This is a genomic window from Mycobacterium sp. NGS69, assembly GCF_059812165.1.
Genome location: NZ_JCALCD010000002.1, coordinates 397,291 through 421,967, shown reverse-complemented (window position 1 = coordinate 421,967; position 24,677 = coordinate 397,291). Strand labels below are relative to the sequence as shown.

Below are 24,677 nucleotides of genomic sequence, written 5' to 3'. Positions count from 1 at the left end.
TCGCGAATCTTAAGGCGCTAGTCGGGCAAGCCGAAGAGTTTGACGACACCGTGATCGCGACCGGCGGTGTAGCCGCCGTCGACGGCGATGGCCTGGCCGCTGACGAACGAGGCGTCGGGCGAGAGCAGGAACGCCGCCATCGCCGCGACCTCCTCGGGCCGGCCGAACCGTTGCAGCGCGTGCTCCTCGGTGATCGAGGCCAGCGGGCCCTCCATCCCGGGCAGGCCGAAAACGTTTTGGGCCATGGGAGTTTCGATGAAGCCGGGGCAGATGGCGTTGGCGCGGATGCCGCTGGGCCCGTAGTCGAGCGCGATGTTCTTGGTGAGCAGCACGACGCCGCCCTTGGCCGCGTTGTACGAGCTGCCCCCGGCCGTGCCCTCCAGGCCCTCGATGCTGGCGACGGTGACGATCGAGCCCCGTTCGCCGTCGACGCGGGGTTGCTCGATCATCCTGGCCAGCGCCGCCTTGGCCACCAGGAACGTACCGGTGAGGTTGATCCCGATCACCCGCTCCCATTCCTTGCGGTCGAGCAGGTGCACGGGGCCGCCGCCGGCGACGCCCGCCGCGTGGAACACGCCGTCGAGGCGGTCGGGCACGGCGGCCAGCACCGCGTCGATCGCGGCCTCGTCGGTGATGTCGGCGGTGACGAAGTGGAAGTCGGCCCCGAGGTCGGGCGGGGCGGCGATGTCGGCGCCGACGACGGTGCCGCCCTCGGCGAGCAGGCGCCGCGCGGTGGCCAGGCCGATACCGGACGCCGCTCCCGTCACGACGAAGGTGCGGGAGCGGGCGCGATCGGCGTTGACCATGGCAGTGATAGTGGCACACCGGCGCCCGGTGTGCGCCGACGGCGTCGCGTGTGAGCCCAGGGCGTCGCGTGTGAGCCCAGGGCGAGAAACTGACCCCCGGATTCCCGCCATGTGCGCACACGCAAAGCCGCCAAGGCACACTCAACGTGTGGAACACACTCACGCCGACGGCACGCTCGCCGGGTTCGTCGAGCGACACGCCCAGCAGCGGCCCGACGACGTCGCGATTCGCTACGGCGAGCGGCAGTGGACGTGGGCCCAGTGGGCATCCCGGATTCGGCGCGCGGCCGGGGCGCTACAGGCCGCCGGCGTGCGGCGCGGCGACTGCGTCGCGTTCCTGGACAAGAACCACCCGGCGTGCCTGGAGACCCTGTTCGCCGCGGCGTCGATCGGCGCCGTTACCACCGTTGTCAACTGGCGGCTCAGCGGCGACGAGCTCGCCCACGTGCTCGAGGACAGCCGCCCGCGGTTGCTGTTCGTCGGCGCCGAACTGCGCCCCGCGGTCGAAGCCGCGGGCGTGGACCGCATCGTGGTGATCGACGACGAATACGAATCCCTGCTCGCCGCGGCGCCATCCGCGCGGACCGCCGAGGTCGACGAGCGCGACACCGCGCTGGTGATCTACAGCTCCGGCACAACCGGGCGACCCAAGGGTGTGCTGCTGAGCCAGCGCGCGCTGGCCAATCACCCGTCGAACCTAGCGCCGGCGTTCCCGTTCGCCGACGGGGACGCGAATCTCGTCGCCATGCCCCTGTTCCACGTCGGTGGGATCGGCTATGCGCTGTTCGGCATCGCGGCGGGGGTGCCGACGATCATGGCCCGCGAGCCCGACGCCGCGGCGTTGATCGGGGCGGTGCGCGCCGGCGCGACCCACGCGTTCTTCGTGCCGCCGGTGATCGCCCGGTTCCTGGAGGCCGGCGAGGCGGCGACCGCAGCGCTCGCCGGGCTGCGCTACATCGTGTACGGGGCCGCGCCGATGCCGCTGCCGCTGCTGAACCGGGCGCTGGAGACCTGGCCCGAGACCGGCTTCGTCCAGGTGTACGGGCAGACCGAACTGTGCGGGGCCGTCACCGCGCTCGGCGACGACGACCATCGCGACCCCGACCGGCCCCACCTTCAGCTGTCGGCCGGAAAGGCGGTGCTGGGCACCGAGATTCGGGTGGTCGATGTCGAGACCGGCGACGTGCTGCCCGTCGGGCAGCCGGGCGAGATCTGGGTGCGCAGCAACCAGAACATGACCGGCTACCTGAATCGCCCGGAGGCGACCGCCGAGACGATCACCGACGACGACTGGGTGCGCACCGGCGACGTGGGCCGCCTGGACGCCGACGGCTACGTCTACATCGAGGACCGGCTCAGGGACATGATCATCACCGGCGGCGAGAACGTGTACGGGCCCGAGGTGGAAAGCGTGCTGATCGAACACCCCGCCGTCGCCGACGCCGCGGTCATCGGCGTGCCCGACGACTTCTGGGGCGAATCGGTGAAGGCGATCGTCGTGGCCACCGAGGAGGTCGACGCGCAAGACATCATCGAGTTCTGCCGACGGCACCTGGCCGGCTACAAATGCCCGCGGACGGTGGACTTCGCGTTGTCACTGCCCCGCAACGCCAGCGGCAAGATCCTCAAAACCGCGCTGCGCGAGCCGTATTGGCGGGACCGCCCGCGGGGAATTTGAGGCGACTCAGGCCTTGACCGCACCTGCGGGCGCAGCCAACAGGTCGACCGCGATGTCGACCAGAACGGTCGGGACTCCCGGAAGCGCGCGGAACCGCGGAATCACCACGACGTCGTTGATCATGATTTGGGCCGCCTGCACCCGGATCCGCGCCTCGGTAAGCGTCCAGTTCGGGTGCAGTTGTCGCGCCAGGTGCACCCATTCGTCGATATAGGCTCGCTGCGCGCTCCTGACGCTGTGGCTCTCGGATGCCGGGAGATGCGCGACCTCGGTGATGAGGACTTCGACAATGTCCGGGTTGGCGAATGCGAAGGTCTGGTAGCTCAACACCACGCGGCGCAGTGCTTCGGCCGCGTCGGGGGCGTCGGCAACGGCACGATTGAAGTCTGTCCAGAGCAGTTCGTTACCGCGGAACATCGCCGCTATCAGAATGTCGGCCTTGGAGGCGAAGTGGTTGTAGACACTGGGTCCGGCGATACCGACAGCGGCGCCGATGTCGTCGACGCTGACCCCTGAGAAGCCCCTTTCGGCGAACAGCGCCGCGCCGGCCGACAGAATCGCCTCTCGTCGTGAGCGGGTAGTCAGCGCGCCACCCGACCCACTGCCGCCCGCTTCGCCGCGCAGCTCGGCGTCCGCGCTAAGTGGCACCGCGATCAAGGCGGCGAGGAGAGCCGAAAATCCCGGCTCTGGCATCGAAAGTCGGTGAAATGAAACGCTATTCGCGATGCCGAGCGCACACCATGCCAACAGGTCGGCCTGCGTCGCCGCCAGGTCCGGTCGCCGATATCGAATATGTTGGGCGAGCCGATCACCGATCCGCCGGGCGACCCGGCGCAGTCGTCTGCGGTCCTGCTCGGTCAGGTGACGACCTTCTCGCCGCCACAGCACGCCGACGGTGCGATGATCCAGCACCAAGCGGGCCAAGACGGACGCCAAATCCGCGGAGGCGTCGGCTGCCTTCAAAGCCTGGTCCAAGGTGCCGAGCGCGTCCTCGATCACCGTTGCCAGTAGCGCCTGTTTGCTCCGGAAGTGCCGGTACAGCGCCGACGCGCCGACGGCGACGGCGTCAGCGACATCGCTCATCGAGACACTGCCGTATCCCTTGTCGCAGAACAGGGCGGCCGCCGCGTCAATGATCAGCTGGCGCCGATTGCGGGGCCGCGTTCCCCTGGCGGGCGGACTGGACGATAGGGGCTGGCGTGGGCTACCCATTATCGGTCGTCGGCGGGGCTCCGATAGCGTTCCCGCAGCTCACGTTTGAGAACCTTGCCCGCGCCGGAAATGGGTAACTCGGTGACGAATTCCATGCTGCGTGGCACCTTATACCCGGCGATGAGCTCCCGGCAGTGCCCCCTTATCGATTCCTCCGTGGTCTCGCTCCCGGGGCGCAACACGATGACGGCGTGGACCCGTTCACCCCATTGATCGTCGGGCACGCCGATGACCGCCGCGGCGGCGACCGTGGGATGGCCGGCGAGGGCGTTCTCGACCTCGGCCGAGTAGACGTTCTCGCCGCCGGTGATGATCATGTCTTTGAGGCGGTCGATGAGGAACAGGTAGCCCTGCTCGTCCATGCGCGCCATATCACCCGTGTGCATCCAGCCGTCGCGAACCGTCGCGGCCGTATCGTCCGGTCGGTTCCAGTAGCCGAGCATGACGTTGTCGCCGCGCACGATCACTTCCCCGATGTCGCCCACGGGCACCTCAATGTCGTTCGCGTCCACGACCCGCACTTCGACATGAGGGAGGGCCCTGCCGGCGGATCGCTGCAGTCTCGGGTTGTCATGGTCAACGGGCGCGAGGAAAGTGGCCGCCGGGGCCAGCTCGGTCATCCCGTACGCCTGCGCCAAACCGGTAGTCGGAAACGCCTTTTGGGCGCGGTCAACCAGCGCTTCGGAGATCGGTGAGGCCCCGTAGATGAGGTGGCGCAGTGAGGTGAGGTCGAATCCGGCGGCGTCGGGGTGGTCGATCAGCATCTGGATCATCGTCGGTACCAGCAACACGTCGGTGATGTGATGGTTGCTGATCGCTTCGGCCGCGCCGCCGGGGGTGAACGACGGCACCATCACGTGGGTCGATCCCGCGACATTGCCGGCAATCCACATACCAATCGCGGCGAGATGAAACAGTGGCGCGGCGTGCAGAATTCGGCCGTGATCGGTGAGGAACCGGCCGGTGGCCAGGCAGCCCAGCGCGGAGGTCATCACGTTGTCATGGCTGAGCATCACTCCTTTCGGATGCCCGGTGGTGCCGCCTGTGTAGAAGATGCCGTAGAGCTCGTCACCACCGCGTCGCGGGTCGGGGATCGGCTGCGCGCCGTCGATGAGCGATTCGTAGTCGAGCATCCCCGGCGGGCAGGGGCCATCGCCGCAGTAGATGAGCGTCGACAGCTCGGCGCCCGCCGCGCTCACCTGTGGGATGGCCGGGGCGAATGCGTCGTCGACGAGTAGCACGGTGCTTTCCGAATCACGGAGGGAGTAGGCGATTTCGGCGGGGCTCCAGCGAATATTGACGGGATTCACGGCCGCGTCCGCCCATGGCACCGCGCACAGGTATTCGTGGTACCGGTCGGAGTTCAGGCCCAAGAATGCCACCCGCTCCGAACGTCGCACGCCGTGCGCTTGCAGAGCGCCGGCCAGCCTGGCGATGCGATCGGCGGACTGGCGCACCGTACGTTGGCGGTCGGCGAACACCGTCAGCGGCATGTCCGGACACTGCTGGAGCATGCGGTGAAGCGACTGTGTCACATACATTTTCTTCTCCATGCTGGGACTGCGGTCACAGCGAACGCGCGACCAGCTCCTTCATGACCTCGTTGGTGCCGGCATAGATCTTCTGGACGCGTGAGTCGGCGTACATCCGGGTGATCGGGTACTCCAGCATGTAGCCGTATCCGCCGAACAACTGCAAGCACCGGTCGATGACCGCACACTGCATGTCGGTGACCCACGCCTTGGCCATCGACGCCGTCGCGGCATCGAGTTCACCGCGCAGGTGCTTGACGATGCAGTCGTCGACAAAGGTTCGCGCCACCTTTGCGATGGTCGCGCAATCGGCGAGTTCGAACCTGGTGTGCTGCATGGTAAACAGCGGCGCTCCAAAGGCGTAACGCTGCTTGGTATAGGCAACGGTTTCGGCCACCGCGGTTTCCAGCGTCGACACGCCGATGATGGCGATGATCAAGCGTTCGTGGGCGAGCTGCTTCATCGCATAGCCGTAGCCCGCGCCCTCCTCGCCGAGCAGGTTGCCGACGGGGACCCGCACGTCGTCGAAGAACAGCTCCGCCGTGTCCTGAGCTTTCATGCCCAGCTTGTCCAGTACACGCCCAACCCGGAAGCCCTGCGCCCCGGCGGTTTCCAGGACGAGCAGGGAGGTGCCCTTGGCGCCGGCCGATGGGTCGGTCTTCACCACCAGCACGATCAGGTCCGCGCTGGCGCCGTTGGAGATGAACGTCTTGGATCCGTTCAATCGGTAATGATCACCGTCTCGAATCGCGGTCGTGCGCAAGGCTTTGAGATCCGAGCCGCCCCCGGGCTCCGACATCGCGATCGCGCCGATGTATTCGCCGGACGCCATCTTGGGCAGCCACCGCCGTTTTTGTTCCTCTGTGCCGTAGGCGAGCAGGTAGTGAGCCACCAGGCCGGTGTGGACTTGGTTGCCGAATCCGCTGTCGCCGCATTCGGCCTGCGCCTCGAAGATGGCGAAATCATGTGCCAGCGTTCCGCCGCCCCCGCCGTACTCTTCGGGAATCGATGCGCATAACAGGCCCAACCGGCCCGCGGCTAACCAAAAGTCGCGGTCGACGCGCTTTTGCCGCTCCCAGCGTTCCCGGTTCGGAACGGCTTCGGCCTCGAAGAACTTGGTCGCCATGTGTTTAAGGTCGGCGACCTCATCGTCGACCCATGGCGAACGGTGTACCGCGCCCACATCGTCCTCCTAGATGTTGACTCCGCCGCCACAGACGAGGGTCTGCGCGCTGACGTAGTCCGATTCGGGCGTGCACAGCAGGTAGACCGCACCCGCGGCTTCGGCGGGAGTGCCAGCCCGTCCCAACGGGATCAATTGTTCCATCGCGGCGAGCAGACCCGGGTTGACTCCAACCTGAATCTCCTTGCCCTGCACGGTGATCTTGCCGCCGCCGGCCGTCGCCTCTGTCAGCCGAGTCTTGATGAATCCGAATGCCACCGAGTTGACGGTGACGTTGTAGCGGCCCCACTCCTTGGCCAGGGCCTTGGTGAGGCCGAGGATGCCGGCCTTGGCCGAAGCGTAGTTGGCCTGCCCGGCGTTGCCGCCCACGCCGGCCAGCGATGAGATGTTGACCACCTTGCGGCATGGCACCGGCCCGCCGGATTCTCTGGCGCGCTTGACCAACCCACTGATCACCGGTTGCGCGGCGCGCAGGATGTGAAAGGGCGCCTTGAGGTGCACGTCAAGGATCGCGTCCCACTGTTCATCGGTCATCTTCTGGATCACCGAATCCCAGGTGTAGCCTGCGTTGTTGACGATGATGTCGAGGCCGCCGAAGGTGTCGACGGCGGTTTGTACGAACCGCTCGCCGAAGCCGGTATCGGTGACACTGCCGACACAGGTGACGGCCTTGCCGCCGACCGCCTCGATGGCGGCGAGGGTCTCGGCGGCGGGGTCGGCGTCGAGGTCGTTCACCACCACGCGTGCCCCTTCGGCTGCCAGCTTTACCGCGATCTCACGGCCGATGCCGCGACCGGAACCTGACACGATCGCCACTTTGTTTTCCAGAGTTCCCATGCTTGACAGTGCCTTTCGATCAGACGGCGACAACGGCATCGCCGGTGAGAGTGGTGGTCCCGTCCGGGAGCCGCACGGAAAGTTCGACGGTGGCTCGCCGTTCGCCGTCGACGTCGTCCACGCGCGTTACCCGGCCGGTGCAGGTCGGCTCGCCGTGCGCCGGGGTGATCGCCACAAACCGGACCCGGTAGGAGCGGAGGCGCTGCTGGGGAACCCAGTTCGTCAGCAACCGGCCCAGGTACGCCATGGACAGCATTCCGTGTGCGAAAACGTCCGGCAGGCCGACCGATCTGGCGGCGTCAATGTCAACGTGCATCGGGTTGTGGTCGCCGGAAGCTCCGGCGAACAACGTCAGCGTCAGCCGCGAGATCGGTTCAACCGGCAGCGGCGGCAGTTCGGTGCCGACGGTTACGGACTCGGCGAGCGTCATGGTGCTACTCCGGGGTTTTGGATGACGATGACGGATTGCAGTTCGGCGATCGGCGTCCCGTCGGCCCGGGTGATCGCGGTCTCCTTGACCACGAATTCGAGCGCACCGCCCTTTTTGGCGTACACGTCAGTGATGCGCGGCGTGGCGACGAGTTCGTCCCCGGGATAGGCGATGGCATGGTAGGTGAAGGACTGCTCACCGTGCAGAACCATCCGCAGGTCGACGCCCAGCGATGCGAGGAACGCGAACGGGTCCGGGTTCTCCAGTTCGACCGAGAACAGAAAGGTGGGGGGCGCCGGAATATCCGGGTGGCCAGCCTTTTTGGCGGCTTCGACATCGAGGTAGACCGGATCGGTCTCGCCGATCGCCTTGGCGAAGAATCGCAGCCGCGCTCGTTCGACGGTCAGCATGGCGGCAGGCAGGGTGGTTCCGATGACGGCCTTGTCGATCGCCACGATCAGGCCACCGTCTCGTAGAGCGTGACCACGGCCGCTCCACCGAGTCCGATGTTGTGCTGCAGCGCCACGCTGACATCGTCGACCTGCCGCGCCCCCGCCTGACCGCGCAGCTGCCACACCAATTCGGCGCACTGGGCAAGGCCAGTTGCCCCGAGGGGATGTCCCTTCGAGAGCAGTCCGCCCGACGGGTTGGTCACGACTCGTCCCCCGTAGGTGTTGTCGCCGTCGAGGATGAATTTCTCCGCGGTGCCCTCTGGCGTCAGGCCCAGGCCTTCGTACGTGAGCAGTTCGTTGGCGGTGAAACAGTCATGCAGTTCCACGACCCGGATGTCTTCCGGTGCCACACCGGAGGTTTCGTAGACCTGATCCGCGGCGGCCTTGGCCATGTCGTAGCCCACGACCTTGATCATGTCGGCGCCTTCGAAGGTGGAGGGGAGGTCCGTCGTCATCGCCTGAGCCTTGATGGCGACCTTCGGCGACAACCCGTGCCTGCGGGCGAACTCCGCGCTGACCAGGACCGCCGCGGCGGCGCCGCAGGTCGGTGGGCAGCACTGCAGCCTCGTCAGCGGCCCGTAGATGTGCGGCGATGCCAGCACCTCGTCGACGGTGACCTCGTCGCGAAACACCGCATAGGGATTGTTCTTCGCGTGCCGGCGCGCCTTGACCGAGATCCGGGCGAACGTCGCGGGATCTGTGCCGTACTTGTCGGCGTACTGGCGGCCCGCGCCACCGAAGTACTGGGCGGCCATCGGCGCGGCATCGTCCCACCCTTGTGCGGCTCGGGTGACGTCGTCGAAGCGGGTGAAGGGGCTGGGCCTGTCGGTCCACATCGATCCCAGCGCGCCGCGCTGCATCTGCTCGAACCCCAATGCCAGGACGCAGTCGGCCGCACCGTTCTCGATGGCCTGGCGCGCCAGCCACAGCGCCGTCGACCCGGTTGAACAGTTGTTGTTGACGTTGACGACCGGAATGCCGGTCTGTCCCAATCCGTACAGGGCCGCCTGTCCTGATGTCGAGTCTCCATACACATAACCCACGTAGGCCTGTTGGATCGACGCGTACTCGACCGCAGCGTCGGCCAACGCAGCCCGCACCGCTTTTTCGGCCATTACCTGGTATGTCTCGGAACGACTCGGGGTGGTGAAAGGGATCATCCCGACACCGGCCACCATGACTCGATCGGCCACGACGCCTCCACGGATAACTAGGGAATATTCACTTATGTGTAGCAGGCGGCGCCATGAGAAAGCAAGATGGAATCCGCGGCGGCGTTGGTGCGCGTGGTAATCGGTTGCCTAGAATTCTTGGCCGACGGTTAGGGAGGTAGCGGGTGGACGAGTGGCGACGCGATTGCGCCATCAGCGTGCTGGGCGGCCCGACGACGGTGATCGACATCGCCGGGCACCGGATCGTGATGGACCCGACCTTCGATCCACCCGGTGAGCACGCCTACCTGACCAAGCTCGCCGGGCCCGCGGTGGGCGACGACGCGCTGGGGCCGGTGGACGCGGTGTTGATCAGCCACGACCAGCATCCCGACAACCTGGACGACGCGGGCCGCCGGATGGCGCTGGCCGCCCCGCTGGTGCTCACCAATCCCGGCGCCGCCGATCGGCTGGGCCCGCCGGCGGTCGGGGTGCCGGCCTGGGAGTCGTATGAATTATCGGGTTCGCTTGCGGTGCAAGCGGTGCCGGCGGTCCACGGCCCGGCCGACGGGCAGCGCGACGCCGGCGGCCACGTCAATTGCGAGGTGACCGGATTCGTGCTGTCGGGCCCCGGCATGCCCACCGTGTACCTCAGCGGCGACAACGCCTCGATGAGCGCGGTCAGGCAGGTCGCCGACCGCGTCGGCGAGATCGACGTCGCGGTCCTGTTCGCGGGGGCGGCACGCGTGCCGGCGAAGGAGAACGGCCGGCCGTTGACGCTGACGTCGGCACGGGCGGCCGCCGCCGCCGAGGTGCTCGGCGCCAAGGTGGTGATCCCGGCCCACGTCGACGGCTGGGCGCACTTCAGCGAGGGCGTCGACGAATTCGCGGCGGCATTCGATCAGGCCGGGATCGGCAGCGTGCTGCGGGTCGCGGCCCACGGCGAGTGGATCGACCTATAGCCGTCCTTCGGCGCGCAGCTCCGGGTGCACCCAGTCCGGCGAGCGGCGCTCCTTGAACGCGCGGAAGCCGTCGCGGGCCTCGGCGTCGGTGAGGCTGGCGGCCATGCCGATCCGGTCGTACAGGCCGAGGTAGTTGTCGATGCTGGCCTTGATGACGCCGCGGGCGCGCGGCGCGGTCCGACACACCTGCGCCAGCAGGTCTTTGGCGGTGGCGAGCAGCTCGTCGTGGGGCACCACCCGGGTGACCAGGCCCCAGTCGAGGGCCTCGGTGGCGGTCAGCACCCGGCCGGTGAACATCAGGTCGCGGGTGCGCACCGGCCCGATCAGCCGGACCAGCATCTGGCTGTAGTAGGTGTCGGCGAAGCCGCGGAACAGCTCGGGCACCCGGAAGGTGGCCCGCTGGCTGACCACGGACAGGTCGCTGCACAATGCGATCTGCATGCCGCCGCCCTGGCACAGCCCGTTGACGGCGGAGACGACGGGTTTGGCCGACGTCCGCACCGCGTCGAACGGCGTGACGTCCATGCCCAGGGCCGAGCCGAAAGTGATCCAGTTGTCCGTGGCTCCCCCGCCGCCCATGTCGCCGCCGGGCGCGAAGACGTCACCGGTTCCGGTGAGCAGCAGCCCGGCCAGGTCCGGGTCCTCGTTGACACGCCCTACGGCATAACGGATTCCGAAGTACATCGCCGGGGTCAGGGCGTTGCGCGCCTCGGGGCGGTCGATCGTGCATACCGCGATCGGCCCCTGGCGCTCGAAGGTCAGGTACGGGGTGCCCAGCCAGTCGCCTTCGGGAGGACGGGGGCTGCTGTCCGGTGTCGCCACGGGGCTCCTCTCACGCGTGCGCGCGTAACATCTCGCCCCCAGACTGTAACCCTCCCTAGACGAACTGCATCGTGACGGTTCCTATCGTCTGCGAGGCGTCGGCGACCAGGGTGGCCAGTTGGCCCTGCAGGGTGCTAGTGGCTTCGCCCACCGGCTTGTCGCAGAAGCGGCAGTGCGTTTTGAACTGTGGCTGGTCCTCCTCGTTCGGCCAGAATCGGCGTTCTCCAGCCATTGCGCCAGGGTCGTACATGACCGACTGGTGCGGGGCCTCCTTGAGGATCCGGCCCACGGGGTGGCGTTGCGGGCATTCGAGTTTCAGCACGCCGATGCCCTCTTGGTTGGCTGCCATCGTCCACCGTCCTTGTCGGTCTGGTCCGCTTGTTGCTCATTGAACGCTATTCGCTCGCCATTCGTGTTCCTAATGTCGCGGAGCATTGGGGGATGCCATCGTGAGCATTTCTGACCGGGGAGTCGTTTCTAGGCGCGATCGAGTCCGCACCACGCTGTCCGATTACCTGGCCCTGACCAAACCGAGGTCCATCCATCTCGTGGTCGGCGCGATTCCCGCAATGCTGCTCGCCGACCGTGGCGTGGTGGCCCCGGTGCCGATGATGAGCGCGCTCACGGGCTTGATCCTCATGACGGCGGGCGCCAACACGCTCAATTGTGTCGCCGACGCCGACATCGACAAGCTGATGGAACGCACCGCAAACCGGCCGCTGGCGCGCGGCACGATCTCGACCGAGCATGCGCTGATGTTCGGGTTGGCGCTCAGCGTCGGCGCTTTCGCGTGGCTGTGGTCGACCGCGAACCTGTTGTCCGGTCTGCTGGCGGTGGCAACGATCGTGTTTTACGTGGTGGTCTACACGTTGTTGATCAAGCGGCGCACCGCGCAAAACGTCGTTTGGGGCGGCGCGGCCAACGGTATGCCGGTGCTGATCGGCTGGTCCACCGTCACCGGCGGCATCGGGTGGCCGGCCCTGGCGATGTTCGCGATCATCTTCTTCTGGACCCCGCCGCACAGCTGGGCGTTGGCCATGCGGCGCACGGAGGACTGCCGCGCCGCGGGGGTGCCGATGCTCCCGACCGTCACGAGCGAACGTCACGTCGCCACCAGGATCTTCGAATACACCGCCTTTACGGTGTCGGCGACCCTGTTGCTCGCGCTGGCGACCGGCTGGCTGTACGACGCGGTCGCGTTGCTCGCCTCGTCGTGGATTCTCGCGATGGCCTACCAGCTCTACGCCCGAGCGCGTGACGGCCGGCCGGTCCAATCGCTTCGGTTGTTCCGGCGCTGCAACAACTACCTATCCGCGGTGTTTTTGGCGCTCGCCGTGGATTCGGCGCTGGGGCTACCGACGCTCCTGGGTCGCTGACCATGAGATGGCGGAGGCACGGCCTTGAGTGAAGAGGACCGACTGGTCTTGGTGGATAGCGACGACCGCGAAATCGGCTCCCTCGCAAAGGCCGACGCGCACTTCGGCAGCGGAGTGTTGCACCGCGCGTTCTCGTTGTTCGTTTTCAATCCCGACGGCGAGCTGCTTGTGCAGCAGCGCGCGCCGGGCAAACGCCTGTGGCCGGGCTACTGGTCCAACACCTGCTGCTCGCATCCCCGCAGCGGTGAGCGGATGGACAACGCCGTCACGCGTCGCCTACGCGAGGAACTCAGCATGAGGGCGGAGTTGGGGTTCCTCTTCAAGTTCGAGTACCAGACGCAGTACGACGCGCTCGGCGCCGAGCACGAGCTCTGCTGGGTCTATGCCGGATGGAGCGCCGACCGGCCGTGCGCGAATCCCAGCGAGATCGCGGCCTGGCGCTACGTGGCGCCGCAGGATCTGCAGGATGAAATGATATGCGCGCCTGAGCGATTCACGCCATGGTTCAAGCTCGAATGGGAGCGCGTCCGGCGCGCCCACTCGTGGGTGCTGGGCGCGAATTTACTGCGAGCGCTCCCGAACGACTCGGGCCACGTCAATCCGCGTTATCAGCCTTGCCGCGGGTAGCTGAGAGACCGCGGCGGCCACCGTCACCGTAACGGTGGCGAGGACAAGCACGGTGGCGCCGACGGACAGGTGCAGGCTGAACAGGTCGTTGTTGAACGAGCGCAGGAACATCCATCCGGCCCCTAGGCCGGCCGCGAGGCCGATCGGAACGGCGAGCAATGTGGCAGCGAGGTTCTCGATGGCCACTGTGGCGGTGAGTCGGCGGATCGGTGCGCCGGTAGCCCGCAGCGTGGCGAGTTCGGTGGTCCGTTCGGCGAGGTTGATGGTCATCGTGACGTAGATGACGGTGAACGCGAGCAGGGCCCCCAGCACCAGGGTGGCGCCGGCGAACACCCAGAAGATGACCAGGTAGCTCCGAAGTTGGCGTTCGACCGCGTGATTGTCGGTGTAGGCGGCCACACCGGCGAGTGCCGTGGCATCGGCCCGGATTCGGTCGCGGTTGACTCCCTTGTCGAAGCGAAGCAGGTACCCGCCGGGTTCGCCGTTCGTGATGGCTCGAGCGGTGTCGTTGGTGGCGTACACCGCGGTACCCAAGGGTTCGTCTACGAGCCCGGCGAGCCGGACCGTCCGGGCGGGTCCGGCAGCGGGAATAACGGTCAGGTCGTCACCGACGCGCACGCCGAGCTTGTTCGCGAGGGCCGCGCCGGCGAGAACGCCGTCGGCAGGCAGCGTCCGGAAGGTACCGTTCGGGTTGCGGAATCCGTGCATGACCGTCGCCGGTTGCAGCCCGGTCAGTGACGTCGGGTACGTGTGCCCATTGGCGGCGACGGCCACCCGCGCTATGGTTGCCGGTTCGACGACCGCGACACCGGGAAGCGAATTCAACTTGTCTCCAACGTCATTCGCCCCCCGCGTGGCCAGGACGGTGGCGTCCTGGCGCTGCACCTGGGCGAACTCGACGTCGACCATCGCACGCACACTGGCGAGCAGGGCTGCCGTGGCGAGGATCAGCACCAGCGCAAGGACACCGCCGACCATCGTGGCGACCGTGCGGCGCCGGCTGCGGGTCAGGGAACGCAGCGCCAACCGGAACACGACGGGCACTCGCGTCCACCGCGCGGACACCCTAGTCAGCAGGCCGATGCGGGCTGGGCGGTCCCCGTCGCCGCGCATCGCCTCGGCGGGCGCGGTCCGGGCGGCCGCGATCGCGGGCATTAGCGCCGCGATCACGCCGGTGACCAGTCCGAGCACGAAACCGATGACCGCGGTCGGGATTCGGTGCTCGATCACGGTGTCCGGAAGGTTCAGCAGGGACGCGTAGGCCCGCGTGTAGACGGACGTCGCGACTCCCCCGACCAGGACGCCGGCCAGCGCGGCGACGGCCGCGACGACCGCGCCGTACCACGCGTAGTGCCACACCACTGCGCGTCGACGCGCCCCAAGCGCGAGCAGTGTCCCGATGACCGGTCGTTCGGTGTAGATCAGGCGGGCCAGCAACAGGTACTCGGCGATCGCCGCGGCGCTGAGGAACATCGCCGGAAACCCGATCGCCATCCCGCGGAAGCCGTTGAAGTTCTGCCGAAGCGCGGCGTTGGAAGGTTGGTCGGCACGGTCCTCGATATCAGTGGCACCGGCCGAATGCAGCAGGCGGGTGATCCGGTCGCGATCGGATTGCGTAGCAACGCTTGTCATCTCGACGAGAACCTGATTGGGCGCCGCGCGCGCCGACAGCGTCCTGGCCAGTGATTCGGGTGCGAACAGCACGGCGAACGCATGGGGGTCACCGAGGATGTCCTGCCGGTTCCGCGCGGGCCAGAGGTATTCCGGGGACTGCACGACGCCGGAGACGATCACGTCGCGCCATCCCGTGTCGTCGGACACCCGCATGCCCTTGCCCGGGGTGAGGCCGAAGGTGTCGGCGGTGTGCCGCTCGACGGCCACTTGGTCGTGGTCGAGATCGGGAAGGTGCCCGGAGACGAGGTCGACCACGTTGATGCCGTTTTCCGTCGGCATTCCGACGACTCGGCCGACGAGTTTGGTGCCACCGATCGCCAGCGGACGATCGGCCTGGGTGCGGATCGCGACGCGGCCGACGCCGCCGGCGTTACGGACCGCCGCGGCGATCGCGGCCGCATCGCCGCCCGTCACGGTCAGGTCGGCGAAATGCGTTCTGGCGTAAGTCCGGTCGTACGACGCCTGCACGTTGCGGAAGGAGTCGTAGCTGGCTACGAACAGCAGCACCCCGAGCAGCACCGTCGCGCCGATCGCGGCGACCTGTGGCAGTCGCCGCCGCAAGTCGCGCAGGGCCTTCTTGTACAGTGCGGTGCTCATCGTGGCGCGTCACCATCGAATGGTCGCGGCGTCGGCCGGCGAGCTGTTTCGGTCCGTGGACACGATGGCGCCGTCGCGCATCCGCACTACGTGATCGGCGACCCCGGCCGTGGCCTCGTTGTGCGTGACCATGATGACGCCGCATCCGGTGGTGCGGCTGGTCTGCTGCAGCAGCTCCAAAATGCGACGCCCGGTCGCCACATCAAGCGCGCCCGCCGGTTCATCGGCCAGCAACAGATCCGGATCCGTCGCGAGCGCGCGGGCGATCGAAACCCGCTGCTGTTCCCCGCCCGACAGCTGAGCCGGGAAATGCGAGGCACGGTCCGACAGGCCGACCGCGGCAAGCAAATCGGGAACGCGACCGGCGTCGCCCCGGCCGGTGAGTTCCATCACGACCTGCACGTTTTCCCGGGCGGTGAGGGTGGAGATCAGGTTGAAGAACTGGAACACAAAGCCGACGTGTTCGCGGCGGAAGGCGCCCAGGTTGCGCGGCTGCTGTCCCGAAATATCCTGTCCAGCAACGACTATCGTACCGCGATCCGCCGATTCAATGCCGCCGACGATGTTGAGCAGCGTCGTCTTGCCCGACCCACTCGGACCGAGGACCGCGACGAATTCGCCGGCACGGAAATCGATATTGACCTCGCGCAGCGCAGGTACCGCCGCCGCGCCCTCGCCGTAGGTCTTGCTGACCCCGCGTAGCCGGACCCCGCCGCGCACAGACGGCCTAAGAGCCAATCGCCCTGCCATGCGCCCGCCACCTGGTGGATCGGATGTGCCAGGGGTCGCTCTCCGGCTCCGGCCGTCGCGCCATGACGAATTGAGATATTCCGTGTAGCTGCTGCTCGATATCGACCAGTCCGGCCGCCGCAAAGAAGCCAGGAACGGTGGTGCGGTCGAATACGCGCACCCCACACATTTCGGCCCCGATCTCGAGACCCTTGCGTATCAGCAAGGACTCGCGACCATAAGTCGTCATCACGGCGATCCGCCCACCGGGCGAAAGCACCCGGATCATCTCTTGGAGCATCCGGATCGGTTCTTGGACGAGATGCAGCGCGGCAAAGCAGCACACGACGTCGAAAGTGCAGTCATTGAAGGGAAGGCTGAGCGCATCGGCGCGCATGTAGACCGCCCGGGCCGCGCTGTTGTCACGGACGGCCCGCTCCATCATCGCGATGGAATTGTCCAGCCCAATGACGAACCCGTCCCCACTGAGCTGGTCAGCGAAGAAGCCGGTGAAATTGCCCGGGCCGCATGCCACGTCGAGCACGCGCTGCTCACCGCCCAGATATAGTGCTTCGGAAGCCCTTTGACGTTCAGCGTCGATCGAAATTCCATGTAGTCGCATGATCGCGACCATGATCGGGCGCCAGAAACGCTCGTACAACGCCGCCACCATGGGGCTCTGCATGAATCGCTGCGCCAAGCTTGGCCGGGTCGGGACGCTACAGCCCAGCAGATCGGTATACCCGTCGCGGTAGTGCATCGAGCGCATGAAATCGTCGCGGATCAACCCGCGCGCTAGCGCCGGCGACCACATCGCATCGGGGACGGCCTCCGCCCCCGGCTGTCGGGCGGTCATACCTTAGGCACGCAGCCTGGCGTTCGATGGTTCACCGCAAACGGCACAAAATTTGTAGCGTCTAGTGTGCTCGGGCCCTCTGCCAGGCGCGATGCGCGAAATCGATTGGGGCGAGCGCGACTTGCCAAGCCTTGCCGCGCCACGGAGCCCCGACCCCGACAAAGGTGACCACGGCGCCATCCGCGCCCCGGCCCTTTCCGGGGATCAGGTCGATGGTCGCGTGGGCGACGATGACGCGCCCGTCCTTGCGCAAGGCCGGGACCTTGAACAGCTTGCAGTGCAGCCGGCCGGTCTTCATTGCGTAATCGAAGCCCCACCAGTGCACAGGGCGAAGGGCGGGCGGTATCACCACGTTGAGACTTTCCCCCAACGCGTCGTTGGCCGAATGACCCACGACGTCGGTGACCGCATCACCCCATTGATGGATGATGCCGTCGCGGTCGACGGTCACCGTGGCACGGCCCTCATGGGCTGGCCCGGAAGCGTCCATACTCGGATCACGACCGGCGCCGCCGCCGGGTTCAAACCGTTCTAGGTGGACAGCGCGGGAAGAACGAGTGTGTCGATGACCTGTCGGAAGAAACCCGCGTCGACGGTTTGTCCGTTGAGCACCCGGAACAAACTCGTCGCGGTGAGCACGTCGGCGACCAGGGACCAGTCGCGGTCCGCGGCGATTTCGCCGCGCTCCGCGGCGCGGGCCAGGATCGTCGACATAATGCGCCTGCCCTTTAGCAGCAGCAGGTCACCGAGGGCCTCGGCGAGCTGGGGGTCGTGGGTGGCTTCCAGGGCGACGCGGAGCACCAAATCGTTGGTGATCAACTCGTTGTCGTTGCGCACCGCGCGCTCGACGACGGCGTCCAAGTCACCGGCCAAGCTGCCGGTGTCGGGGACGTCATCGGTGCACAGATCGGGCCGCCAGTAGACGAGGACGTCGGTCATCAGCGCCGCTTTCGATGACCACCGCCGGTAAATCGCGGCCTTGCCGACGCCGGCGCACGCCGCGATGTCGTCCATGTTCGTGGCGTCGTACCCGTGCTCCGTCAGCGCGGCCAGGGCGGCGTTGAGGATCGCGGGATCGCGGGACCGGTCCAGCCGGCCCTCCGTGCGCTGGCGGAGCTTCGATTCCATTGCGCTACACCCCCGTCAGTTGCGGGACGGGCGCGGTGTCACCCTCCGGCTCCGGCTCAGGGGCCTGCCTCTTCCTCATGGCGAACGTGTCCAGCGGCCACCAGAACCAGCGGCCCAGCGCGGCGGCGATCGCCGGAGTCATGAACGCCCGCACGATAAACGTGTCGACGAGCAGGCCCAACCCGATCGCGGTGCCGAACTGCCCGATCACCACCAGGTCGCTGACGATCATCGACGCCATGGTCGCCGCGAATATCAGGCCGGCCGCGGTGACCACCCGGCCGGAGGCTCCCATGCCCCGGATGATGCCGGTGTTGAGGCCGGCCGGGATTTCCTCCTTCAGGCGAGAGACCAGCAGCAGGTTGTAGTCGGACCCGACGGCCAGCAGGATGATGACCGTCAGCGGTAGCACGATCCATTGCAGGCCCACCCCGAGGATGTCCTGCCAGAGCAGCACCGACAGACCGCACGCGGTGCCCAGCGACGCGAGCACCGTACCGACGATCACCAGGGATGCCACCAAGCTCCGGGTGATCAGCAGCATGATCGAGAAGATCAGGATCAGCGTCGCGATGCCGGCGATCGTCAGGTCGATCTTCACGCCGTCCTGCATGTCGCTGTACATCGAGGCGGTGCCGGCCAGCGAGACCTTCGCAGACTCCAGCGGAGTTCCCTTGACCGCGTCGGCGACCGCCTGCTTGATGCCCTGCACGTGCCGGATCCCATCGACCGAGGCGGGGTCGCCCTGGTGGGTGATGATGAACCGGACCGCCTTACCGTCGGGCGAGACGAACATTTTCAAACCGCGCTTGAAGTCGGGGTTTTGGAAGACTTCGGGCGGAAGGTAGAAGCTGTCGTCGTTCTTGGCTTCGTCGAAGTAGTTCCCCATCATCGTGGAGCCTTCGGCGTTCTCTTGCATATGGCGCTGGATGCCCGCCATGGCGCTGTGGGTGGACAGCATGAAGTCGCGCATTCTTTGCATCGACTCGATGGTCTTGGGAAAGTCGGCGAGCAGCTGTGGCATCAACCGGTCCAGGGCGTCGAAATCGACTGTGAGGCCGGCGAATTTGTCGGAAAGCTCGTCGATGCCGTCGAGCGCATCGAAGATGGAGCGCATGGACCAGCACATGGGAATGTCGAAACAGTGTCTCTCCCAATAGAAATAGCTGCGAATGGGCCTGAAGAAGTCGTCGAAGTCCGCGATGCGGTCCCGCAGCTCGTTGGTGGTGTTCACCAGGTCGTGCGTTCGGCCATCCATGCTGTGGGTCGTGGCCGTCATCTGCTGCATGACGCCATACATGTGCTGCATGACGCTGATCGTTCGGCCCATCTCGTCGGCCTGCTCGAGCATCGACGCCATGCTGTCGTTCATGAATTTCGCGGTTTGCAGGGTGCTGGAACTGTTCATGGCGATAACGAAGGGGATCGAACTGTGCTCGATCGGCGCCCCGAGCGGGCGGGTGATGGTTTGCACCCGCCCGATGCCGCGCTCATGGAAGACGCTTTTGGCGATCCTGTCGATGATCAGCATGTCCGCCGGATCGCGCAGATCATGGTCGGCCTCGACCATCAGTAATTCCGGATTCATGCGCGCCGGGCTGAAGTGCCGCTCGGCCGCCGTCTGCGCGACGTTCGCCGCGATGTCCGGCGGGGTGAACTTCCTGTCGTTGTAAGTCGGGACGTAGGTCGTCAGGCTGACGAAACCGATAATCGCGACAAAGGACGCCACGACGATGATGGGTACCGGCCACCTCGTCACCATCGTGCCGACTTTGCGCCAACCTCGTTCCGACACTTGACGTTTCGGATCGAAGAAACCGAACCTGGACGCGACCGCGAGCAACGCGGGAGCCAGCGTCAGGCCCGCCAGCATCGTCACCACCAGGGCGATGGCGCACGGGATGCCCATCGTCTGGAAGTACGGAAGCTTGGTCGCGGTCAGGCACAAGCAAGCGCCCACGATCGTCAGACCCGACCCCAGGATGACGTGCACCACGCCGTTGTAGGCGCTGTAGTACGCCTGCTCTCGATCCTCGCCACGGGATCGGGCTTCGTGATAGCGGCCCAACAGGAAGATGAAATAGTCGGTTCCCGTGGCGATGGTCAGCATCGTGACCATGCTGACGGCGTACGGGGTCAGACCGATGATGTCCAGGTTCCCGGCCGTCGCCACGATGCCTTCCGCGGCATAGAGCTCGAACCGGACCAGGATCAACGCCAAAATCGCGTTCTTCAGCGAGCGATAGATGATCAGCAGCATCACGAAGATGACGCCGATCGTGACCATCGTCATCAGTTCCATGCTGTTGTGCGCGGCGATCAGCGTGTCGGTATTGAGCGCGGTGTTACCGGCCACGTAGGCCTTGACCCCCGGCGGCGGCGGGACGCTTTTGACGATCTTGCGGACCTCGGCGACCGACCTGTGGGCGGGCGTGGTGCCCTGCGCGCCGTCGAGGAAGACCTGCACGTAGGCGGCTTTACCGTCCGGACTCTGGGAGCCGGCGGCGGTCAGCGGGTCACTCCAGAAATCCTGCAGGAACTGGACATGCTTGCTGGCCTTGAGCTTGGCGACGATCTTGTTGTAGAACTCGTGCGCGCTGTCGCCGAGTTTGTCGTCGCCTTCCAGCACGACCATCGCCGTGGAGTCGGTGTCGAACTCCTGGAACTTGTGGCCGATTTTCATCATGTCTTTGAACGCGGTCGCGTCCCGAGGGGTCATGGGCACCGAGTGCCTGCCCGCGACGTCGCCGAGCGAGGGCGTGAACAACGTGGTGCCGAGCGCGACGAGCAGCCAGAGCAGGATGATCGGCACCGCCAGGACGCGGATCATCCGGGCGATGCGGGAGCGAGAGCCAGGTTCGTTACTCATACGGATTTCACCAGGCAGTAGATGAAGGGTTCGTATTCGTCGATGGTGCGGTCGTCGCGGACTTGGCCGTCGACGACGACCCGACATCGGATGTTGCGCAGGCCTTTGTCACCTTGGGCGACGATGTTGGCCGACATCGACGGCAGGGTCGTCACGATCGTGTACGACCATGGCAGCGGGGCGTGCTCGACCAGATGGGGTTGCCCGTTCTCGTCGAGGTAGTTGGCGCTGACGCTGCCCCCCGTTGGCGACGTGACCTCGTAGGTGATGTGTTTCGGGTTGAACGGTTTCGTATCGTCGGCGTTGGCGTCGTGGCTGGAGGCGTGTGCGGTGGCTCCGAAACTGGCGCGGACCCGAAGCACGACATAGGAACCGAGCGCGACGACGACGACGAGAAGTAGCGGGATCCACACCTTCTTGAAGAGTCGATACACCCGCCATCTCCTCCCTACCGCCACCGCCGAAGTCGACACGCCGAGCCGCACCCACGCGGAACGCCAGTTCCATGCTCGGTCGGTCAGGACATTACCGCATCGCCGAGCGCGCCGCCCGAGAAGGTCGGTGGGCACTGCGGCTGTCGGTACTGGGATGCCCGGCCGGCTTGAATCCTTTGACTACTGCGGTATTTCGCGCGATGTCCCGGCGGCGCACAAGAACCGCGCAAGAATCACGCAAGGTATCAGCGACATCGTTGCGGTGACTGCTCCCGACCACCTACCGCTCGCGGGAAAGGAACCGAAATGCTCACGAGTTCGCGCCACTCCACCGGCGGCCACGAAGCCCTAGGGCGGACATGGCGACGGCGCGCAGGCCTCATCGCGCTGACCGCGGTTCTGGCGGCCGGCTGCTCGTCGAACGATGCGACCGCATCGCACCAAGCGCCGGGTAACCCCGCGACATCCGTGCCGACCGCGGCTACCGAGATGGCGGCTCACGGTGTCGAGAAATCGATCGGCGACGTGCCATGGTCGCAAGTCGGTCCGGGCTGGATGCTCGCCACCTGGAGCCCGGCCGCGAGCGTGCCTCCCGGCGTGTCGCCACCTCCGGGCTCGCCGGCGCCCGACACGGTCCCCGTCACCCTGTACCTCGTCGACCCGGTGGGCGGTCGCTACGCGATCACCACCTTCCCACCGAAGGCTGGACCCCATGGGGTCGAGTGGTCGGGCGACGGCAGCCACGCCCTTTGGGCCTCCGCGGGCCCCGAAAAATCGACGGTGATCACCGAGCTCGACCTGCACAACGGCACCCGCACCACGTTCACCGTTAACGACTCGTCCGTCACCCCTCGCTTCACGCGCCCCGACGGCAAGGCGCTGCTGCTGACAGTGGGCAAAAAACTGATGCGGGTCGACCTGGCCGGCAATCCGCAGCTGACCTATCCGACCGACAAGCTCCCGAGCGCCTTCGGCGGCCAGTACCTCTCAACCCCGGACGGCACGCAGCTGGTGCTGGGTACCGCCTCCGGTCTTGCTCTGATGGGCAACGACGGAACAGTCGGTAAGGAGCTGTCGTCTACGGGCGGAAGCTGCTCACCGGTGCGATGGTGGGACACCGGCGCGAAAACCGTCCTCGCCAACTGCAGCGCCGCAAACCAGCGCGGACGGCTCTGGCTGGTCCCCATCGACGGTTCAGCACCGACCGCGCTGACCGCGCCGATAACGGACCCGGCGTCGCACGACACCGGCGACATCAGCGCATGGCAACTGCCGGCCGGCACCTACGTCCAGTACGCGGGCGGATGCGGCGCCATCCACCTCGGCAAGCTCAACCCCGATGGCACGGTGTCCAAGGTGGCGGTGCCCAACGTCGATCCGAGTCACAGCATCTACGTGATCGGCGTCCACGGCGCCAACCTCGACCTCAAAGCCACGGTCGCCGGTTGCGGGCCCGCCCAGTCGCTGCTCGAGTACGACCCCGCCGCCGGCACCACCAACGTTCTGTTGGGACCGCCGCTCAACGGCGGCGCGGTCATCAGCGCGGTGCCTTACCCGGGCGAGAAGTAGCGTGCGACCGCACCAGCGGCGGCGGCGGCAACGCCGAAACGCCACGATCGTCGCCCTCGCCCTCGCCGTCGCCGTCATCGGCGTCGCCGCATGCCACTCGTCGCCGCCGTCGACGCCAGCGCCCCAACAAACCGTGCTGCCGCTGGGCGGTCTCAACCACCCCGCCGGCGTCGCGGTGGACACCAACGGCGCGGTGTATGTCGCCGATAGCGGCAACAAACGAGTGCTGAAGTTGGCCCCCGGGTCGAACAGCCCGACGGTGCTGCCGTTCACCGGGCTCAACTACCCCGACAGCGTGGCGGTGGACGCCGCCGGCGCCGTCTACGTCACTGACGACCACAACAACCGGGTGGTGAAGCTGCCGGGCGGGTCCAACACCCAGACGGTGTTGCCGTTCACGGGCCTCAACGGCCCGGATGGCGTGGCAGTGGATGCGGCCGGCGCCGTTTACGTCGCCGACTACCTCAATGCTCGGGTGGTCGAGTTGGCCGCGGGGTCGACCACCCAGACGGTGCTGCCATTCACCCAACTCGGGCTCCCGCGCGGTGTCGCGGTGGACGGCGCGGGCACCGTCTACGTCGCCGACTTCGGCCGCAAGCGGGTGGTGAAGCTGGCGGCCGGTGCGACCACCCAGGCCGTACTGCCATTCGACGGCCTCCGAGGCCCCATCGGGGTGGCGGTCGACACCGCCGGAAGGGTTTCTGTCACAGACTATTTCAACAACGCCGCGGTGACGATGGCGGCCGGATCGTGCGCCCAGACGACGCTACCGTTCACCGGCCTCACCGGCCCCGAGAGTGCGGCGGTCGACACCGCCGGAAATGTGTATGTGGTCGACGCCCAAAACAACAGAGTCGTGAAGCTTTCGTCGGCGCAATCAACGGCGCCGGCGTGCCGGCAGACGGTGCTGCCGTTCACCGGCCTCGACGATCTCTGGGCCGTGGCGGTGGACACCGCCGGCAATGTCTATGTCGTCAACAACACCTCGGGCGACCACCGCAACCGCGTAATCAAGCTGGCGGCCGGGTCCAACACCCAAACCGATCTGCGGTACACCGGCCTCGGCTTCCCCGAGAGCGTGGCGGTCGACACCGCCGGCAACACGTACGTCGTCGACAACAAAACCAATCGAGTGTTGAAGTTCGCGCCAGACTCCAACACCCAGACCGTGCTGCCGTTTTCCGGCGTCGCCCCCCGCGCTGTTGCGGTCGACACCGCGGGCGATGTATTCGTCACCGATTACCGCAAACATCGGGTGCTGAAGCTGGCCGCCGGGTCTGACACGCCAACTGCCCTGCCGTTCACCGGAATCGGCGACCCTTGGGGGATTGCGGTGGACACCGCCGGCGACGTCTACGTCGTCGACTTCGACAAGGTCCTGAAGCTGGCGGCCGGGTCGAACACGCCGACGGTCCTGCCGTTCACCGGCCTCAGCCGAGTCGACGGCGCGCATGGCGTAGCGGTGGACACGGCGGGCGCCGTCTACGTCGCCGACTCCGCCAACAAGCGCGTCCTGAAGCTCGCGGCCGGGTCGACCACCCAAACTGTGCTGCCGTTCGCCGGCCTCGGCGAGCCTTGGGGGGTGGCGGTGGACGGGTCGGGCGCCGTCTACGTCACCGACCGCGACAACGCCGAGGTGGTGAAGCTGGCGGCGGGCTGATGCGTCGAAGTGCCGGTTCGCTCGCTTTTCCTGCGCTGCACTGTCTTTGACAGCGAACCGGCACAAGAACCAAGCAAGAAACATGCAAGGCGC

23 protein-coding genes are annotated in these 24,677 nt (G+C 66.7%); 6 read left to right on the top strand and 17 right to left on the bottom strand.

The window, feature by feature from the left end; all coding sequences use genetic code 11:
• Positions 1-17: 17 nt before the first annotated feature.
• Entirely contained in the window at positions 18-806 is a 789-nt protein-coding gene (locus AC5Y2S_RS07325) for an SDR family NAD(P)-dependent oxidoreductase (protein WP_499955012.1), read from the bottom strand.
• Positions 807-915: 109 nt separating this feature from the next.
• Between AC5Y2S_RS07325 and AC5Y2S_RS07320 the strand changes: the two genes are divergently transcribed.
• Positions 916-2,484 (top strand): long-chain-fatty-acid--CoA ligase, encoded by a 1,569-nt coding sequence (locus AC5Y2S_RS07320; protein WP_499955011.1) that lies wholly within the window; start codon positions 916-918, stop codon positions 2,482-2,484.
• A 6-nt stretch (positions 2,485-2,490) separates the two neighbouring features.
• On the opposite strand, the gene AC5Y2S_RS07315 is transcribed toward AC5Y2S_RS07320, so the two are convergent.
• The 7 genes from AC5Y2S_RS07315 to AC5Y2S_RS07285 are packed head-to-tail and all read right to left on the bottom strand — an operon-like array spanning position 2,491 to position 9,323.
• Positions 2,491-3,696 (bottom strand): TetR/AcrR family transcriptional regulator, encoded by a 1,206-nt coding sequence (locus tag AC5Y2S_RS07315; RefSeq protein ID WP_499955009.1) that lies wholly within the window; start codon positions 3,694-3,696, stop codon positions 2,491-2,493.
• Positions 3,696-5,237 carry a long-chain-fatty-acid--CoA ligase gene (locus tag AC5Y2S_RS07310; protein ID WP_499955007.1) on the bottom strand — a complete coding sequence of 514 codons (1,542 nt, stop codon included), beginning with the start codon at positions 5,235-5,237 and terminating at the stop codon, positions 3,696-3,698. The genes AC5Y2S_RS07315 and AC5Y2S_RS07310 overlap by 1 nt, the downstream gene beginning before the upstream one ends.
• A 25-nt stretch (positions 5,238-5,262) precedes the next feature.
• Entirely contained in the window at positions 5,263-6,411 is a 1,149-nt protein-coding gene (locus AC5Y2S_RS07305) for an acyl-CoA dehydrogenase family protein (protein WP_499955005.1), read from the bottom strand.
• Between the two features lie 9 nt (positions 6,412-6,420).
• Positions 6,421-7,248: an SDR family NAD(P)-dependent oxidoreductase gene (locus AC5Y2S_RS07300; protein ID WP_499955003.1), complete on the bottom strand. Its 828-nt coding sequence runs from the start codon at positions 7,246-7,248 to the stop codon at positions 6,421-6,423.
• A 19-nt stretch (positions 7,249-7,267) separates the two neighbouring features.
• The gene (locus AC5Y2S_RS07295) at positions 7,268-7,678 is read right to left on the bottom strand and encodes a MaoC/PaaZ C-terminal domain-containing protein (RefSeq protein WP_499955001.1); all 411 of its coding nucleotides are present in this window, start codon (positions 7,676-7,678) and stop codon (positions 7,268-7,270) included.
• Positions 7,675-8,133 (bottom strand): MaoC family dehydratase N-terminal domain-containing protein, encoded by a 459-nt coding sequence (locus tag AC5Y2S_RS07290; RefSeq protein ID WP_499954999.1) that lies wholly within the window; start codon positions 8,131-8,133, stop codon positions 7,675-7,677. Before AC5Y2S_RS07290 ends, AC5Y2S_RS07295 begins: the two co-directional genes overlap by 4 nt.
• A gap of 2 nt (positions 8,134-8,135) precedes the next feature.
• Positions 8,136-9,323: a lipid-transfer protein gene (locus AC5Y2S_RS07285; protein WP_499954997.1), complete on the bottom strand. Its 1,188-nt coding sequence runs from the start codon at positions 9,321-9,323 to the stop codon at positions 8,136-8,138.
• Positions 9,324-9,466: 143 nt separating this feature from the next.
• Here AC5Y2S_RS07285 and AC5Y2S_RS07280 point away from each other — a divergent pair, with 143 nt between their 5' ends.
• Complete coding sequence (locus AC5Y2S_RS07280; RefSeq protein WP_499954995.1) at positions 9,467-10,243, top strand: MBL fold metallo-hydrolase; 777 nt, start codon at positions 9,467-9,469, stop codon at positions 10,241-10,243.
• On the opposite strand, the gene AC5Y2S_RS07275 is transcribed toward AC5Y2S_RS07280, so the two are convergent.
• Together AC5Y2S_RS07275 and AC5Y2S_RS07270 are read right to left on the bottom strand one after the other, a co-directional pair.
• Positions 10,238-11,065 carry an enoyl-CoA hydratase/isomerase family protein gene (locus tag AC5Y2S_RS07275; protein WP_499954993.1) on the bottom strand — a complete coding sequence of 276 codons (828 nt, stop codon included), beginning with the start codon at positions 11,063-11,065 and terminating at the stop codon, positions 10,238-10,240. The two genes, AC5Y2S_RS07280 and AC5Y2S_RS07275, sit on opposite strands and share 6 nt — an antisense overlap.
• A gap of 55 nt (positions 11,066-11,120) precedes the next feature.
• Positions 11,121-11,414, bottom strand: a complete 294-nt coding sequence (locus tag AC5Y2S_RS07270; protein WP_499954991.1) for a hypothetical protein — start codon at positions 11,412-11,414, stop codon at positions 11,121-11,123.
• Between the two features lie 100 nt (positions 11,415-11,514).
• Here AC5Y2S_RS07270 and AC5Y2S_RS07265 point away from each other — a divergent pair, with 100 nt between their 5' ends.
• Complete coding sequence (locus AC5Y2S_RS07265; protein WP_499954989.1) at positions 11,515-12,441, top strand: heme o synthase; 927 nt, start codon at positions 11,515-11,517, stop codon at positions 12,439-12,441.
• 24 nt (positions 12,442-12,465) lie between these two features.
• On the top strand, positions 12,466-13,068 hold the full coding sequence (gene idi, locus AC5Y2S_RS07260; protein ID WP_499954987.1) for an isopentenyl-diphosphate Delta-isomerase: 603 nt from the start codon (positions 12,466-12,468) through the stop codon (positions 13,066-13,068).
• Here idi and AC5Y2S_RS07255 read toward each other — a convergent pair.
• From AC5Y2S_RS07255 to AC5Y2S_RS07225, 7 genes are all read right to left on the bottom strand, one after another.
• Positions 13,003-15,339, bottom strand: a complete 2,337-nt coding sequence (locus AC5Y2S_RS07255) for an ABC transporter permease (RefSeq protein WP_499954985.1) — start codon at positions 15,337-15,339, stop codon at positions 13,003-13,005. The two genes, idi and AC5Y2S_RS07255, sit on opposite strands and share 66 nt — an antisense overlap.
• A 9-nt stretch (positions 15,340-15,348) precedes the next feature.
• The gene (locus AC5Y2S_RS07250; RefSeq protein WP_499954983.1) at positions 15,349-16,059 is read right to left on the bottom strand and encodes an ABC transporter ATP-binding protein; all 711 of its coding nucleotides are present in this window, start codon (positions 16,057-16,059) and stop codon (positions 15,349-15,351) included.
• Positions 16,060-16,066: 7 nt separating this feature from the next.
• Positions 16,067-16,924 carry a class I SAM-dependent methyltransferase gene (locus AC5Y2S_RS07245; protein WP_499954981.1) on the bottom strand — a complete coding sequence of 286 codons (858 nt, stop codon included), beginning with the start codon at positions 16,922-16,924 and terminating at the stop codon, positions 16,067-16,069.
• Between the two features lie 61 nt (positions 16,925-16,985).
• Positions 16,986-17,375, bottom strand: a complete 390-nt coding sequence (locus AC5Y2S_RS07240; RefSeq protein ID WP_499954979.1) for a PAS domain S-box protein — start codon at positions 17,373-17,375, stop codon at positions 16,986-16,988.
• Between the two features lie 80 nt (positions 17,376-17,455).
• Positions 17,456-18,052 (bottom strand): TetR/AcrR family transcriptional regulator, encoded by a 597-nt coding sequence (locus tag AC5Y2S_RS07235; protein WP_499954977.1) that lies wholly within the window; start codon positions 18,050-18,052, stop codon positions 17,456-17,458.
• Positions 18,053-18,056: 4 nt separating this feature from the next.
• A complete protein-coding gene (locus AC5Y2S_RS07230) occupies positions 18,057-20,921 on the bottom strand; it encodes an MMPL/RND family transporter (protein ID WP_499954975.1) in 2,865 nt (954 codons plus the stop codon).
• On the bottom strand, positions 20,918-21,355 hold the full coding sequence (locus AC5Y2S_RS07225) for an MmpS family transport accessory protein (protein ID WP_499902352.1): 438 nt from the start codon (positions 21,353-21,355) through the stop codon (positions 20,918-20,920). Before AC5Y2S_RS07225 ends, AC5Y2S_RS07230 begins: the two co-directional genes overlap by 4 nt.
• Positions 21,356-21,661: 306 nt before the next feature.
• On the opposite strand from AC5Y2S_RS07225, the gene AC5Y2S_RS07220 reads away from it, so the two are divergent.
• Both AC5Y2S_RS07220 and AC5Y2S_RS07215 read left to right on the top strand, forming a co-directional pair.
• Positions 21,662-22,924, top strand: coding sequence for a TolB-like translocation protein (locus tag AC5Y2S_RS07220; protein ID WP_499954973.1), 1,263 nt, complete (start codon positions 21,662-21,664; stop codon positions 22,922-22,924).
• Position 22,925: 1 nt separating this feature from the next.
• Positions 22,926-24,584: an NHL repeat-containing protein gene (locus AC5Y2S_RS07215; RefSeq protein ID WP_499954972.1), complete on the top strand. Its 1,659-nt coding sequence runs from the start codon at positions 22,926-22,928 to the stop codon at positions 24,582-24,584.
• The last annotated feature ends 93 nt before the right edge of the window (positions 24,585-24,677 follow it).